This window comes from Micromonospora echinospora (genome assembly GCF_900091495.1).
Taxonomy (GTDB): Bacteria; Actinomycetota; Actinomycetes; order Mycobacteriales; family Micromonosporaceae; genus Micromonospora; species Micromonospora echinospora.
Genome location: NZ_LT607413.1, coordinates 2,352,748 through 2,367,924 on the forward strand (window position 1 = coordinate 2,352,748; position 15,177 = coordinate 2,367,924).

Annotated in this window: 9 protein-coding genes and 1 pseudogene; 5 read left to right on the plus strand and 5 right to left on the minus strand. The window is 63.9% G+C overall.

Annotation, left to right across the window (positions count from 1 at the left end; translation table 11 throughout):
* Positions 1-15 precede the first annotated feature (15 nt).
* Both GA0070618_RS10810 and GA0070618_RS10815 read right to left on the minus strand, forming a co-directional pair.
* Complete coding sequence (locus tag GA0070618_RS10810) at positions 16-1,116, minus strand: DUF4007 family protein (protein WP_088981520.1); 1,101 nt, start codon at positions 1,114-1,116, stop codon at positions 16-18.
* A 62-nt stretch (positions 1,117-1,178) separates the two neighbouring features.
* On the minus strand, positions 1,179-2,366 hold the full coding sequence (locus tag GA0070618_RS10815; protein WP_088981521.1) for a cysteine desulfurase family protein: 1,188 nt from the start codon (positions 2,364-2,366) through the stop codon (positions 1,179-1,181).
* Between the two features lie 366 nt (positions 2,367-2,732).
* Between GA0070618_RS10815 and GA0070618_RS10820 the strand changes: the two genes are divergently transcribed.
* From GA0070618_RS10820 to GA0070618_RS10840, 5 genes are all read left to right on the plus strand, one after another.
* Positions 2,733-4,337, plus strand: coding sequence for a DEAD/DEAH box helicase (locus GA0070618_RS10820; RefSeq protein ID WP_088981522.1), 1,605 nt, complete (start codon positions 2,733-2,735; stop codon positions 4,335-4,337).
* The gene (locus GA0070618_RS10825; RefSeq protein WP_197701741.1) at positions 4,334-6,229 is read left to right on the plus strand and encodes an ATP-binding protein; all 1,896 of its coding nucleotides are present in this window, start codon (positions 4,334-4,336) and stop codon (positions 6,227-6,229) included. The genes GA0070618_RS10820 and GA0070618_RS10825 overlap by 4 nt, the downstream gene beginning before the upstream one ends.
* Positions 6,226-7,134, plus strand: a complete 909-nt coding sequence (locus tag GA0070618_RS10830; protein ID WP_088981524.1) for a phospholipase D family protein — start codon at positions 6,226-6,228, stop codon at positions 7,132-7,134. The genes GA0070618_RS10825 and GA0070618_RS10830 overlap by 4 nt, the downstream gene beginning before the upstream one ends.
* A 113-nt stretch (positions 7,135-7,247) precedes the next feature.
* Positions 7,248-8,732, plus strand: coding sequence for a DNA phosphorothioation-associated putative methyltransferase (locus tag GA0070618_RS10835; protein WP_088985448.1), 1,485 nt, complete (start codon positions 7,248-7,250; stop codon positions 8,730-8,732).
* A 159-nt stretch (positions 8,733-8,891) separates the two neighbouring features.
* Positions 8,892-10,340: a restriction endonuclease gene (locus GA0070618_RS10840; RefSeq protein ID WP_088981525.1), complete on the plus strand. Its 1,449-nt coding sequence runs from the start codon at positions 8,892-8,894 to the stop codon at positions 10,338-10,340.
* 65 nt (positions 10,341-10,405) lie between these two features.
* On the opposite strand, the gene GA0070618_RS10845 is transcribed toward GA0070618_RS10840, so the two are convergent.
* The 3 genes and pseudogenes from GA0070618_RS10845 to GA0070618_RS10855 form a co-directional block, all read right to left on the minus strand.
* Positions 10,406-11,467, minus strand: a complete 1,062-nt coding sequence (locus GA0070618_RS10845) for an IS110 family RNA-guided transposase (RefSeq protein ID WP_088979978.1) — start codon at positions 11,465-11,467, stop codon at positions 10,406-10,408.
* A 289-nt stretch (positions 11,468-11,756) separates the two neighbouring features.
* Positions 11,757-12,337, minus strand: a pseudogene (locus tag GA0070618_RS10850) (transposase family protein); the annotation flags it as partial.
* Positions 12,338-12,722: 385 nt separating this feature from the next.
* The gene (locus tag GA0070618_RS10855) at positions 12,723-14,987 is read right to left on the minus strand and encodes a DUF262 domain-containing HNH endonuclease family protein (protein ID WP_170107947.1); all 2,265 of its coding nucleotides are present in this window, start codon (positions 14,985-14,987) and stop codon (positions 12,723-12,725) included.
* Positions 14,988-15,177 lie beyond the last annotated feature (190 nt).

The window sequence follows — 15,177 nt, forward strand, 5'->3', positions numbered from 1 at the left end:
TTGTCGTTGACTTGCTCATGCGGTGGCTCCCGTCAGGGTGAGCTGGCCGTCCATGCGGCCCTCGCGGCGTGACGTCATGACACGGCCAGCGTCCGGGTACTCGCGATACCAGGTCTCGCGGTCAGGGAAGCCCGGGCGCTGACGAACGTTGCCGTAGTGACCGTCGAGCACATCCCAGGCGAGGTCGCGTGGCGGGCGCTTGAAGACGAGACTGCGTTGGCCCACACCCTGGGAGAGTTCCAGCTCGTCTCTGATGAGCACCTCCTCAAGCGCGGCAACGATTTCCGGCTCACGCAGGCGCAGCGCTCGTCCCGGGCCACCGGGTTCGTTGGCGAGCCGTGCCAGGGCGATCGAGCCGCCCTGACGAAGCGCAGGGTTGCGATCGGCGTAGTCCAGGCAGGTATAGGCGATCACTCTGGCTGGCAGCGAAGTCCGAGCGGTATTGGTGAACTGCCAGACGCGCTCTTCCCGGTCGCCGCTCTTCTGAGTTCCGGCGAACTCCAGCAGACCGAGCTCGCGGAACGGGCAATCCAGCAGGTCCTCGAAGCTGCCCGGCGATCCCGTGTGTGTCTTACGTCGTGCGTACATCTTGGTTAGGCAGTCGGCGTCCTTGGCGATCGAGGTTCGGACCGGAAGCTCCCACTCCGAGGTGCGGACCTGCCGGATCACCGTCTCAGTCAGGTTGTCCTCGGTGAACCGGGAGGACGACATGGAGTTGAAGGCCACCCACCAAGTCGGGGTGTAGGACGGACCACTCAGCATCCACCAGTGCAGTAGCCAAAGGCTAGCGGTGTCTTCCAGGTAGGGGTCGGCGCCGTTCTCATCCAGCAGCCACCGTGCCTCCCACGTTGGGGAGGCGGCGAATGCACGCGAGTTTGCACCGCGTGGATGCTCGGCCGTGATTTTGAAGGCGTATGACCAGAACCGGATGGCATTGACCATGTTCTTGCCGACGCCTAGGCGGACCGGCGCCTCCTGCTGCAGGAAGACCTCGCTGCCCATGTTCGGGTCCCGTAGGGCGGTGTATGCCTTGTGTAACCAGCCGAATCGCGGCGCGAAGGTCTCGTGGCGGGCGAAGGACGGGACCGCAGCGTCCTTGAGTTTGATCTCGAGCATGGCGGGGCGAAGCTCCTCAGCGAGGTGATGTACTGGAATGCGCTAGCGATCGAGGCGGCGGCTCACGACACCCACATCGCTTCCTTAACGCGGCGCACGACGGATACGACCTGTTCGGCCGCGAAGTCGATCTCCGCTTTCGTGGTGGCATGACCGAGAGAGAACCGGACGGTGCTCTCCGCCTCCTCCGCCGTTCTCCCCATGGCGAGGAGGACGTGACTCGGGGCTAGTGCGCCGGAGGAGCACGCACTGCCATCCGAGGCTGCCACCTCCGGGAGCCCAGAAAGAACGGCGTCTGCAGGAGCGCCAGGGAAAGTCATGCTGCTTACGCCCGGCAGGCGGGGCACGGAACGTCCGTTGATCTGCGTGTCCGGGAGCGCCGCCAACACCAACGCCTCGAGGCGATCGCGTAGTTGAGCTGTCCGCTCGCGTTCGATGTCGAGCTGCGCCTGTGCAGCAGCTGCGGCGGCACCCATGCCGGCAATCCCGGCGACGTTCAGTGTCCCCGCACGCCATCCCCGTTCCTGACCACCGCCTCGGACGAGCGGGCGGTGCGCGACCGGAAGTCCCCGCCGCAGGAACAACGCTCCGACACCCTGCGGACCGCCGAACTTATGTGCGGACAAAGACAGCATGTCGATCGTGACGGTCGAAAGGTCAAGGGGGAGCCGGCCGACGAGCTGTGTCGCGTCTGTGTGGAAGATGCCGCCGGCGGCACGGGTCAGTTCGGCCATCTCCTGGATGTCGTTGAGCACGCCGGTCTCGTTGTTCGCAGCCATGATCGAGACGACGGTAGGTAGCGGGCTGTTCAACGCGGCGTGCAGTTCATCGAGGCGCAGCTGCCCGTCGCGGTCTACGCCGATGATCGTCAGGTCACATCCCTGGTCGGTAGCGATCTGGCGTGCGGCTTCTAACACTGCGGGATGCTCGGTGGCGCTGACCACGAGTTGGCCGCCGTCCGGCGCCGCTACGCGCAGCGCAAGGTTGTTCGCCTCGGTGGCACCTGAGGTGATCACAAGCTCGTTCGGTGAGCACCTGAGTAGCTCGGCGAGTTGAGACCGGCCGAGTTGGACGAGCGCCGAGGCCCGTTGTCCTGCCGCATGCGGGCTCGAAGCATTCCCGGGTACCCGCAGTGTGTCGAGGACGGCAGACGCCGCCTCCGGCCGTACCGGGGCGGTCGCGTTGTAGTCCAGATAAGCGGAGTTGGTTGGTGGTGCTGTCCTATCTCCTCTGAGTTGATCTCCGGTCACGACGCAACCTTACTCCGCTCACTCCTGGCGGTCGAGTGGCCCCTGCGGCGTCTCGCCCCCAGGAGTGCACCGATCCCGTGAGCAGCGACCCTGTAGGTCGAGAGAAGGGAATCGTGCGTGCAGGAGTCGGAAGATAGCACCTTCAGCCCCGCGTTAATCCGTCGGCCAATGTGATCAGGAACGGTCGGACAGGGAGGAATATGCGTACCGGTGTCGTACAAACGGCCCTGTCGCAGTCGGCACCGATTGCGCTACCCTGGCGCAGTTCTGTCGTACCCGAGTGCTTTCATCGCCAAGAAGGCCTCAACGGCAGGGTGTTCAGAGGGGGTACGGGGTGGTCGGCGCGTGACATCGTGGTCACCAGGCATGTCTTTCAAGGCCGTCCTTGAGGGTGTACCCATCGCCTACATCCGGGATCAGCTCGGTGCCGACCTGTGCGGCCTGCTCGATCTTGTCGAGGGTGGCGTCGCGGAGGACGACAAGCTCCGCGCGGTAGCGGCCACTGCCATCGATGCGGAAAAGCTGATTGCCTCGCGGGACAGCCGGACAGCCTTCCTCGCCTTCCTGCCTGCGAATAAGCAGGCCGAACTCGCCCAGCGGCTCGGCAAGACCGACGATGGACAGGGCCCGGCGGCTTACCTGAAGTCAGCGAAGTGGACCGTGGGCCAACGGCAGGAATTGCTGGAGTTCCTCGGATTCGCGGTCGACCGGGTGGCGGCGCCCGCGCCCCGGCCGACCGGAGATTGCCCGGCGGACTACGGTCTGTTCCCGCACCAGCGTGACGCCGCCGCGCGGGTACGTGACCACCTGTACGACGGTGCCCGGCGGGTCGTTCTGCACCTGCCCACCGGGGTAGGCAAAACCCGTACCGGCATGAACTTGATCTGTGACCACCTGCGCCAACACGAGCCTGCGCTCGTCGTATGGCTCGCCCATGGACAGGAGCTGCTGGAGCAGGCGGCCGCCGAGTTCGAACGCGCATGGTCCAAGCTCGGGAACCGAGCGGTCGACCTCGTTCGCTTATGGGGAAGCGAGAGTGCTGATCTCGGCAAGGTCAGCGACGGCTTGCTGGTTCTGGGCCTGGAGAAGGCCGTTTCCCTGGCCAAGCGAGACGAGACGTTCCTGCGTCGCCTCGCGGCCCGATGCAACCTCGTCGTCTTCGATGAGGCGCATCAGATCATCGCACCGACATACCAGCGTGTCGTGGAAGACCTCACCGTCAACCCTCGCGCCAGCCTTCTTGGCCTGACGGCTACGCCCGGTCGAACCTGGGCAGAGATCGCCAAAGATGAGCAGCTCTCGGACTTCTTCTTCCGGCAGAAGGTGATGCTGCGCATCGACGGCTACACCAACCCGGTGACAGCGCTGATCGAACAGGGCTATCTGTCGCGACCGACGATGCGCACGGTCGCCTCGGAGACCGGCGTGCAGCTGACCGACGCCGACCGCCGGGCGCTGGCGGGTTCTTTCGACATCCCCGCCGACATCGTCACCCGGCTCGCTGGCGACGAGCAGTGGAACCTGCAGGTCGTGCGCACCGTCCTCGATCTGATCAAGCAGCATCGCCGCATCCTGGTCTTTGCTGCGTCGGTGGATCACTGTCGGCTCATCGCTGCGGTGCTGTCCGCGCTCGGGATCGACGCGGCGTTCGTGACCGGAGAATCGTCGACGCGACACCGTACACAGGTGATCAGCCGATTCAAAGGCGGATCACGGCGGCCGATGGTGCTGTGCAACTACGGTGTCCTGACGACAGGCTTCGATGCGCCGGCGGCGAGCGCCGCGGTCATCGCGCGGCCCACCAAGTCGCTCGTGCTCTACAGCCAAATGGTCGGCAGAGTCATCCGCGGACCGAAGGCCGGCGGTACGCCCGACTGCGAGATCGTTACGGTCGTCGACCCCGAGTTGCCCGGGTTCGGTGACGTGGCTGAAGCCTTCATGAACTGGGAAGACGTATGGGAGACAGCGTGACCAACCCTGCGGCCGGCTACCGGATCGTCAGCCCCGAGCTGACGGTCAAAGCGATGCGTGACAACGGCTACAAGAACACCGCTTTCGCGCTAGCGGAACTCATCGACAACAGCATCGACGCTGAGGCGAACCTCGTCGAGGTGTTCGCCTGCGAAGAGCGGCCCAAGCCCGGGCAAAGCCACGTCCGGCCCCGGATCGAGACCATCGCTGTGCTTGACGACGGCAAAGGCATGGACGGCGACACGCTGCGCCGCGCTCTCAAGTTCGGCGACGGCCGCGGCGGCAACAGCAAACGGATCGGCCGCTTTGGCATGGGCCTGCCCAACTCCAGCATGTCCCAGTGCCGCAAGGTCGAAGTCTGGTCCTGGACCAACGGCGCCGGCAACGCGCTCTACACCTACCTTTGGCTAGACGAAATCGAGAACGGTCTCGACGAGGTCCCCGAGCCGGTGCATCAGCGTGTCCCGGATCAGTGGCAACAGCTTAGCGATGGTCTCGGTGAGTCAGGCACGCTGGTAGTCTGGAGCGATCTCGACCGTGTCCTGTGGTACGGAGCTGCCGCCACGCTGCGCAACACCGAGGAACTGATCGGGCGGGTCTACCGCCACTATCTCAAGCCGCCGGAGGAAGGCACCGACCACCGCAGCGTCGATATCCGCCTCGTACCCGTGCGTGACGGCGACGTCATCGACGGCGAACGGTTCGTTAGCCCCAACGACCCGCTGTACCTGACTCACCCTACCTGCACGCCAGCGCCATTCGCCGACAAGCCGATGTTCATGCCGTCCGATATAGGCGACGAGGACAACCCCGGCGTAGTGCGCTTGCCTATCACCCATAACGGGCAGACACACGACGTCATTGTCCGGGCTTCCATTGCCCGCCCTGAGGCTCGCCAGCCAAACGTGAGCGGACACCCTTGGCCGGCGAACGCGAGCCCGAACACAGACGCTGGTACCCATCCGTGGGGCAAGCATGCAGCCCGTAACATCGGTGTCTCCCTGGTACGGCAGGGCCGCGAACTCAGTCTCGATACCTCATGGGCGATCGGCTACGACCCGATCGAACGGTGGTGGGGGGTCGAGGTCGACTTCCCCCGTGAGCTCGACGCGGCCTTCGGCGTGACGAACAACAAACAGACAGCGACACACTTCGCAGAACTCGCCCACTTCGACTGGAAGGCGGAGGCGGAACCGGGCGAGACCTTCAAGGCTCTGAAGGACCGGCTTGCCGAGCGGGGCGATCCTCGACTGCCGCTGATCGACTTGGCCTTCTACCTGCAGGAGAAGCTTCTGCCCACGATGCGCCGCCAGATCAGGCAGCAGCGTGTCGGCGCGCGAAAGAACAACAAGCGCCACGAGGACGAAGCAGCCAAGAAGGCCAACGACGCGATCAACAGGCGCCGCGATGACGGCCGCCTCGGCCAGACCGACAAACTCGACCAGGAGACTGAACCGGAGCAGAAGCGTCAGCAGCAGGTCGACACGCTCACGAACCGCCACCACATCGACAAGGAGACCGCCGAGGCGCTCGTTGACGAGGATCTGGCGAAGGACATCCGCGTACGGTGGATCTCCAACTTCGAGGACTCACCCGCATTCTTCAGCATCGACCTCATGGCCGGCATGCTCCAGGTCATCTTCAACAGCAACCACCCGTTGCACCGGGAGCTCATGACCGTCCTCGAAGACGTCCCGGACAACGCCGACGCTGACGCTCTCCGCGAGCGCCTCAGTCGAGCCGCGGACACCTTCAAATTGCTGATCTTCTCCTGGGCCAGGATGGAAGACGAGATTCCAGGCGAGAGACAGCGCGCGAAGATCGCTGAGGCGCGGCAAGACTGGGGACGCTATGCCCGCCACTTCCTTGACGACGGAGACGACGACGAGTGAGCACTGCTGACGAACGCATCTGGCAACAGGTGCGGACGCTGCTCAACGGTGCCACCGATCACGTTCGGTTGATAGCTCCGTTCATCAAGCTTGAGGTCCTCCGGACCGTGCTCGCTGCCACCCCGGCATCCGTTCAGCGGATCGACTGCGTGACACGCTGGTCGGCGGCCGAGGTCGCGGCCGGAGTGTCCGACCCCGAGATCATCTATCTAATCCAGGAGGACGAGCGTCTTCGCGTGCGGCTGTGCCACAACTTGCACGCGAAACTCTTTCTCGCGGACACAGCTGGCCTTGTCGGATCGGCGAACCTCACCAGGAAGGCTTTCGGAACCACTGCACGGCACAATCTAGAGCTTCTCGTCGAAGTCGACAGGGACCACCCTGAGGTCCAACACCTGCTTCAGCGCATTGACCTGACCGCTGTTCCCGCTACAGAAGAAATGGCGGCCAGCGTCTGTGAACAGGCAAAGCTGCTTCAAGAAACGGAAGGCGCCTCGATCATCGTCGCAGGCGAAGACGTCCCGTCCGCCGCCTGGTATCCCGTCACCCGCCGGCCAGACCACCTCTACGGTGCGTACACCGGCAAGGCCGACGCCTCCTCAGCAGTACGCGATGGATACGTCCATGACCTGGCCTTCCTGGACGTGCCCCTAGGACTAGACGAAGCCACATTCAACGAGGCGGTCCGACAACGGCTTGCCGCGATACACGAGGTGAGTCGCCTCCTCAAAGGCGAGCGGCTCAGCAACCTGGACATCCAGCGTTCCTTGAGTGAACGCATCGGGCTCGAGGATCGCGAGGCACGTCGGGTGGCCGAGACGATCGCCGCGTGGCTCAAGCACTTCGACCACTTCTACATGAACGTCGCGACCTGGGAACTCCGACCCGGCCAGGAGCACGTGTAGAGCGTTCACGATCGCTCCAACAGGCCGCCGCTTCGCCAGGGAACGCCGCGCGGAGACGCCCTCCTCCGCGCGGCGAGCCAACCGTGACCTGGTCTGGGCACAATATAGTGACCATGGACGTTAAACAGGCGATTCCGCGCCACCGCACCGCGATCGCTCGGCCAGATCTGTCCAAGCCGATCGCGCTGGCCATCGCGGACGGTGTCATCACCACGAGCACCAGCCTGTTCGACTACGGATGCGGTCGTGGCGACGACATCGCCCGACTGCGATCTCTTGGCTACGAGGCCGACGGCTGGGACCCGGGGCACCGGCCGATAGCAGACATCCGGCCGGCCGACGTCGTCAACCTCGGTTACGTCGTGAACGTCATTGAAGACCCGGCAGAGAGAGCGCACGCACTCCGCACCGCCTGGGCGCTTGCCGGGAAGGCGCTCGTCGTTGCCGCCCGTCCCGACTGGGAAGCTCGCACGGTCGCAGGAAAGCGGCACGGCGACGGCATCTTGACCACCCGAGGGACATTCCAGAAGTTCTTCACACAAGAGGCACTGCAAACGTGGCTCAAGACCGTGCTCCAGACGGACTGCATCGCCGCAGCACCCGGCATCTTTTACATCTTCCGCGACGAGAGCCACGCACAGTCTCTACTCGCTTCCCGAACCCGCCGGCGATCCGTTCCGACGCGCCGACCGAGGATCCGCCAGGCGCTCTACGACACCCACCGCGACGTCATGGAGGAGATCCACGGCTTCGTCGCTGGTCGGGGCCGGCTTCCGGAGCTGTGGGAACTGAACGGCCACGCTGACCGACTCGCTACCGCATCTCTATCGATCAAAGAAGCAGCCGCCATCCTCCGCCAGGTCATCGGCGCGGAAGAATGGGATCTCGACCTTCAAGCCGCGCAGGATCGCGCCCAGCAGGACCTTCTCGTCTACCTGGCACTAGCAGCCTTCACTAAACGGCCCAAAGCATCGCAGCTTCCCCGCGACATCGCCCTGGACATCAAGGCCCTTTTCGGTTCCTACAGCACAGCATGCGGTCGTGCCGATCAACTGCTGCACCGTGTCGCTGACCAGAGCGCCGTGAACGCCGCATGCGGACAATCTAAGATCGGCAAACTCACGCCTGAAGCCCTCTACGTGCACCAGGCTGCATCGCAGCAGCTCAGCCCACTACTTCGGGTCTACGAAGGATGCGCCCGCGTTCTTACTGGCAGCGTCGCCGACGCCAACATCATCAAACTGTCACGTACCGGCCCCAAGGTCTCCTACCTCTCTTACCCGCAGTTCGATCAGGACCCGCACCCAACGCTCGCCACCTCAGTACGCGCAGACCTTCGGCGACTCGACGTGAAATACACGGACTTCCGAGAGTCGGCGAACCCTCCCGTTCTGCACCGTAAAGAGACGTTCGTCGCCGACGACTACCCTCAGCGTGAGAAGTTCGCCCGGCTCACACGCCAGGAAGAGAAGGCCGGACTACTTGAGGCGAGCAGCTCCATCGGAACGCAGGAGGGATGGCGGATACGCCTGGTCAATGCCGGCTACCGCCTTCAGGGCCACAGGCTTGTTCGGACTCCCCCTGCGAAGCTTGATTGAGCCAACGTATGTTGGAAGGGCACGCCCGGCAGCGGCGGACCAGGGCTCGGCCGAAGCTGTGGCAGCCGGACATCCAGGCTCGCTTGTCCTGCGGATAGGCCGCATCGCTTCGAACCCACGGACCACGAAGTTGGCACCCTGGCCGCTATCGTGGCTTCTGTGTTGATCGATGCTTTGAAGTTCGGCGCGATGGCGTACGGATTCGAGATGGTGGAGCGCGGCCAGCGCGTCCTGATGGGGGCGGCCTGCTCTCCCATCAAGCTGCATGTACAAATCGAGACCGATGACCTCTGGCACGCGGCCTACTTCTGTCGTGCAGAATCATTTTGGTGGCCCGGCGACCGTACAGACTTGAATGACATGTACTCGACGGTTCTCCAAGCTGCATTGTGGAAGGCTGGACTCTTCGGTCTCGCGACAAGCCAGGTGCCTCATCCTGCAAAGCAATTGCCGGGCGAGATTTGGGGCAGGTGGCTATTCCCACGTCAGCCAGAGGGTCCCGGGTTCAGCGGACGAGAAAACGCGATCCGGCTAGTCGTCGGACTGCGGGTCGTGGAGGACGTGTTGCACGACCTTCTCGGCTGTGCGCTTCCGCAAGAAGAAGACGATCATCGCACGTTCGAGTTCGACGCTGACGCCCTCACTTCCTGGGCCAATGATGTCGCCTACGAACTCTTCGACAGAAGAGATCTGGCCGAGGATGACTACATCGGGTCGCGTAGCTCTGCGGATTACAGTTGGCGGCATTACCGGTCCACTTTGAACGGCGCGTCTGTATTCCGGTGCCCCGCGATCGCTGAAAAGGCTAAAACTGCACTAGCTATTGCAAGGCCGATTCAGGAAACTCCTGTACCGGGCGGTACCTTGATCGACTATCAGCCATTGCGTAGCTACAAGCCGGGCCGATTGCAGACTCGAGCGATCCGCCTGCTGCGCCGCCTGGAAAACCATCGCTCAGGGACGCCGTTAGTTCTCCCACTAGATGACTGTCTGTTCGTCGTCGGAGACGAACACCTGCTGTTCCTGCCTACTGATGGTGGAACAACGAGGTATGGACGTGAGAGAGAGCGAGTCCTGCGTTGGCATCGGGAGCAGGCTGTCCGCTTATTCGGGCCGGAAGAGTTCGAGTGGGACGAGCCAATCAATGCTGGCCGCTTCGAGGAGCTGGTTCGCGACCTACTCATTCGAGAGCCAGGGGTTGATCCTCAAAGGGTACGCAGTATGGGGCCGACGACCGAGCGCGACGGAGGGCGCGACTTGGTGCTGGAGTGGATGCGACCCGCTATGGGTCGAGCTCTAGAGCCTGACAGTGAACGCCCATTCATCCGCCGCAACTTCATCGTGCAATGCAAGGCAAAGATGAAAACCGTCGGTGTGAGTGACGTGCATGACCTGCTAACCACTATGTATCATCATCGAGCCGACGGTTTCATGCTCGTGGTTTCCCGGCGGATCAGTGGCAGTCTACTCAACAGGCTCGAAGACATTCGCCGGCGTGGCGACTTCGACGCCGAGTGGTGGACGCGTGTGGAACTAGAAGACCGTCTCCGACAACACCCTGACCTGGTAGCGCGGTACCGTGACATCGTACGACGCGTCGAGAATTAGGTGACAAGATGCCTCTAATACGGCAGCCGCCGATCGGGATCTTGACTGAGATGCTTCTATAATTGTCAAGGGGTGGTTCCTGCCGTGTGGGCGGCGGTCAGGGTCCGGAAGAGCTGCCTGCTGATGTAGCGCTTGAGGTTGCGCATGACCTCGCGTTTGGTGCGGCCTTCGGCGGTGCGGCGGGTGACGTAGGCGCGGGTGCGGGGGTCGTGGCCCATGCGGACCAGTGCGACGGTGTAGAGGGCTCGGTTGAGGCGTCGGTCGCCGCCGCGGTTGAGTCGGTGTCGGGTGGTGTTGCCTGATGAGGCTGGTAGTGGTGATGCGCCGGCCAGGGCGGCGAACGCGGCCTCGGAGCGGATGCGTCCGGGGTGTGACCAGGCCAGTAGGACGGTCGCGGCGACGACGGCGCCGACGCCGGGCAGGTCGAGCAGTTGCGGCGCCTGCATGGTGACGGCTTCGTGCAGGGTGGTGTGGTTGGCGGCGAGTTCGGCGTCGAGGGCCCGGATGCGCCGGGCCAGGCGGATGGCCTCGGCTCGACAGACGGCCAGGGCCGGATTCTCGTCTCGGGTGCGCCAGGCCGCGATGGTGGTGATGGTCGTGGTGGTCAAGGCGCGGCGGGCGTCGATGCCGAGGTTGACGGTGCGCAGCAGGGCGGTCAACGCGTTGACGGCTCGGGTGCGTTCGCCGCTCATCTGTTCCCGAGCGACGATCAGGACCCGCAGGGCGGTGCGGGCACCGGTCGCGCGGGGCCAGCGCAGCTCGTTGATGTTCAGGCTGCGGGTTGCTTGGGCCATCGCGATGGCGTCCAGGGCGTCGCTCTTGCCGTGGCGGCGCCTGCTGATGGCCGGGACGTCGGGTGCTTCGGCAACGGTCAAACCGGCTGCGGTGAGCTGTTCGGTGAAGGTGGCGCCGTAGGATCCGGCGCCGTCGATGACGATCAGCGTTGTCGTGTCCTGGGTGTGACGCTGGATCCAGGCGGTGGCGCGGCGTAGCCCGGCCGGGCTGGTAGGGAACTGGGCCTGCTGCTGGACTGCGCCGGTGCCGGCGGTGATGAGTGCGAGGGTATGTGAAGCGGCGTGGGTGTCCACGCCGATGACGAAGTCGTAGTGGTCTGCGACGATGGCCATGGCGGCGTCCTGCCTTTCCGGGGAGACGTCGTGGCGGCGCCGGCCCGGGATGTGCTCTCGCGGCAGGACTGTGATGGGCCACGACCCGCGGCCACGGGTCGGGCAAGCTTCTGATCAAGCCACCGAGAGGGGCAGGGCCGGCGCCCCGACCTCGAGCCGGGTGGGCAGATCTCACTGAGAGCACCCCGCGGGGGCCACCCTTTTCATGAGCCACACCCAGGCCCGCGATCATGACGCCGACCCTGCCAGCCAGCCCCAGGCCAGCCAAGAGCAACCTTCACAGCCCTTTTCATCCTGAGTGACGGTCGTTCTCGACGGCGTGTAGGACGAGGATGGCCTGGACGATCGCGGTGGCGCGTCGTGGGCAGCAGCGCAGCTTGGTCAGAATCTTCCAGGTCTTGATGGTGGCGACGTCGCGTTCGCCGACGGCTCGGATTCGGGCGTGGCCTCGGTTGACGGCCTTCTGGCGTCGCGGCAACCGTGGCCGGTGTTGGTGGCGTTTGAACGGGGTCCGGGTGGTGCCGCCGGCGCCTTGTAGCCCTTGTCTGTGAAGGTCATCACCGCGCGGCTGGTCAACGCGTCGACGAGACCGACGGTTCGCGCGGCGGTCAGGTCGTGGACCGCGCCGGGCAGGGCGGGTGAGACCCAGCCCAGCCGGCCGGCGGGATCGGCCAAGACCTGCACGGTCATGCCATGTCGTTTGTGCTTGCCCGAGTAGTAGGGCTTCTGGTCGGTGACCCGGTCGATCGGGATAGGGGTGCCGTCGAGGATCGCGTAGGCCAGCCGTGCGGCTCGTGCCGCGCAGGCGTTCAGGTCGTCGGCCAGGGTCGCGAGCAGGGTGATTGCCTCGCGGACGTACCGCCAGGCGGTGGTGGTTGAGCAGCAGGACCAGCAGGCTGAGCGGTTCAGCCAGGGTTCAGCAGTGGTGACGCTGAAGACGGAGATCGAGTGTCGGGTGATTCCGTCCGTGACCGTCAGCTGGTTGATCTGCTGGCGGAGGAGCCGCTACGGGCCCCGACGATCGCGGAGCGGCTCACTCCGGACGCCACTCACGTTCCACAGCGAGTCCGGGCAAGCGGGAAGGACCGGCCGTGGGCGAGAACCTCGCCTGTGTGCCGCTCGGTAGCGGGTAGACGTGCGTCGGGTGCGATGCCGCGTACATCGACACCGCACCGGAGAACGGACTATGCCGGCGGGTAGGAGTGATGACGATGGGGCAGCCGAGGTTCTCGTCCCTGCCTGATTCGCATGTCGTTCATGCCAGCATTGGCCACAACCGCTCGACCGCAAGCTCTGCTAGGCGCTGTCCGCGCTGTGCCACATATGCGCGGGCCAGGATCGACGCTGTCTGCTTGTCGAGGAACTCACAGAACGGCAGGTATGAGGCCGACTGCAGAACGCTCTTCGTTTTCGGAGCGAGACCTGGTAGCTGCCGCTGCATGTGGGTCACCCGTGCATCCGGGTCGGTTTCAGACAAGACCGTGAAGATGCTCCTTTTATATGACCATGCCTTGTTCCCGATGAGCTCATTGAGGTCAACTGGCATTAGCGTGAGGTTGCCGAGACGGTCCACGAGTCCCTGGTCGTAAATAGCCTGCTCGTACGAGGTGTCGCCATGGGCCAGATTCTGTGGTGCGATGTGCTCGACCGAGTAGTGGGATTCCCAGGCCTCGGGGGTCAAGGCTCGGAAGGACCCGGAAACGCCGCGCCTAACCAAGCCGGGCGCGGCATTATCTTCGATCCGGTCGTCATGGGCGCACAGCAAGATGAACTTCGCAAGTTGCTTGCTGGTCTGGTACAGCGGCTGCACTGTCACCTTTGCGACCCACTCGGCCTCGGTGGCTATGTTCCCGCGTGTCGACAGAAGGCTCTTCAAGGCCGCACGGACCTCCGTGGCGGTTGGCAGAGTCGCCGAAGCGTCAGCAGCGCGCCTCGCCATGGCCGGAAGCCCTGTCTCGGAGTGGCCGGCGGCCATCAGCTTGCGATGAACGTCGTCGATCCCTCTCGTCGTCGCCCGTGACGTCCGCCAGAGCACCCAGAAGGCAGTCACGGCTCGCAAGACACTCATGAACTCATCTCGGTTAGCGGGACTCGGGTTAGCGGCCCACTCGGAGTAATAGCGTGCTAGCAAGGCATGGACGACTGTGTGGTTAGTCGACCGCAATACCTCCAAGCACAAGCGGTCCAGATCGGTGCCGGATGGCATGAGTGGGGATTGGCCGGGACGAGGCCAGACCTCGAATAGGAAGGCCGAAACGTCGGCAAGCTGACCGACGAACGCCCGAGCCCCCGCGACGCTTCCGCCCGGTGTCGCGACGGACTGGAACTGAAGGCGGAGGTACTGCCGTTGATCGAGAAGAGTCCGCGGCAGTTTTCGCCCTGTGTCTGCCAGAGCGAACGCGGTAAGCATGTCGGCTGACAATTTCCAGCGGTCGTCCGCGCGCATGGAGGACGGGAAATAAGACTCGACGCGACCGAACGGCGCCGCCGAAGGTGACGTGCTGTAGTTCGTGATTCCGCCTTCGCTGCGCACGACCAACGGCTTCAGCGTCTCCAAGGCGGTCAGGGGCTGTCCGGTGGTGTTGAGGGGTTCAAACAACGCGAAGGCGTAGTCCTCATCGGGTGCCTTGACGTCGATGACCAGCACGCCGTTTAAGAGGAACGACGCAACGACCAGGAGACGTGCGGCTGACTTCCGACGGTCATCCAGCACGTCTGGGGCTACCACGGGGTCCGAATTGGACCCGACGAGGGCTTTCGCCATGCCGATGTTCGAAAGGAACTGAAGCTCTGTGAGGACCTCACAATCAACCTCGTCGGCGCCCTTCCGTAGATCATCGATGTGCTTGGTGATCACCCGGAGTACCAGCTCCAGGTGTGGCCGGGTCGAGGGCGCCGGTATTGCGATATGTTGCTGGTTCCGGATCCGGTAGCGAGCCGCCTCCATCAGCAGCCACGCGATGTCGCTCTCGTAGGCAGCATGAGTCGCGTCATTACCCCATACGTCACTCACTTGGCGAATAAGCCGGGGCTTCATGTTGAACTCGCCCGTGCCGGAGTAGGTCTTGGAAGCGATCGTGTCAAGGAGCTCGTCGCGCCGCTCGCCCAGCGTGTTTAGCAACCAGATGTCGAGCTGGTCCGTAGACCCTCCGTCGATCTGCTGCTGGAGCCACCGCATATCGTCAGAGACGAACCTCGACAAGACCACGAACACGGTGAGTAGTGTCGAAAGCCGCTGCTGGCCGTCTACAACCTGGAGTACCGTCGCCGGAAGCGCGTCTACATGCTTTGGCATCACGCTGTCTCTGTCACTGACGAGGATCACCGAGCCCAGGAATGTCGAGGGCATCTTCCCCTGCGCGGCCCTTGTGATCCCTTGCTCTAGATCCTCAAACAGCCGACTGATCTCGTCCTTACCCCAGGTGAAGTCGCGCTGGTAGGCAGGAACATAGAACCCCTGCCCCGGCTGCAGGATCAGCTGGCGAAGCGTCGAGGGGTCGGCGGTGAAGTTGCTTGGCATGTGGGAACCTACCCGGATGATGGACCGTAGATGGCCGCGCCCAGCGGAGTGGCACGTGGAAGACGACTCAGCATGAGCTTCGGTTGGGATCTTAGTACTGCAACGGCAGTAGGCGAATCGAGTTCGATTCGGGCTCATTGGGCAGTGCGTGACGGATGTTGATGTCGACCGGTGGTGCGCTGAGTCAGAC

Excerpts from the sequence above, each read along its gene's own strand:
- GA0070618_RS10820 (WP_088981522.1), top strand. The coding sequence starts at position 2,733 with ATGTCTTTCAAGGCCGTCCTTGAGGGTGTACCCATCGCCTACATCCGG.
- GA0070618_RS10855 (WP_170107947.1), bottom strand. The coding sequence starts at position 14,987 with ATGCCAAGCAACTTCACCGCCGACCCCTCGACGCTTCGCCAGCTGATC.
- GA0070618_RS10810 (WP_088981520.1), bottom strand. The coding sequence starts at position 1,116 with ATGCTCGAGATCAAACTCAAGGACGCTGCGGTCCCGTCCTTCGCCCGC.
- GA0070618_RS10835 (WP_088985448.1), top strand. The coding sequence starts at position 7,248 with ATGGACGTTAAACAGGCGATTCCGCGCCACCGCACCGCGATCGCTCGG.
- GA0070618_RS10845 (WP_088979978.1), bottom strand. The coding sequence starts at position 11,467 with ATGGCCATCGTCGCAGACCACTACGACTTCGTCATCGGCGTGGACACC.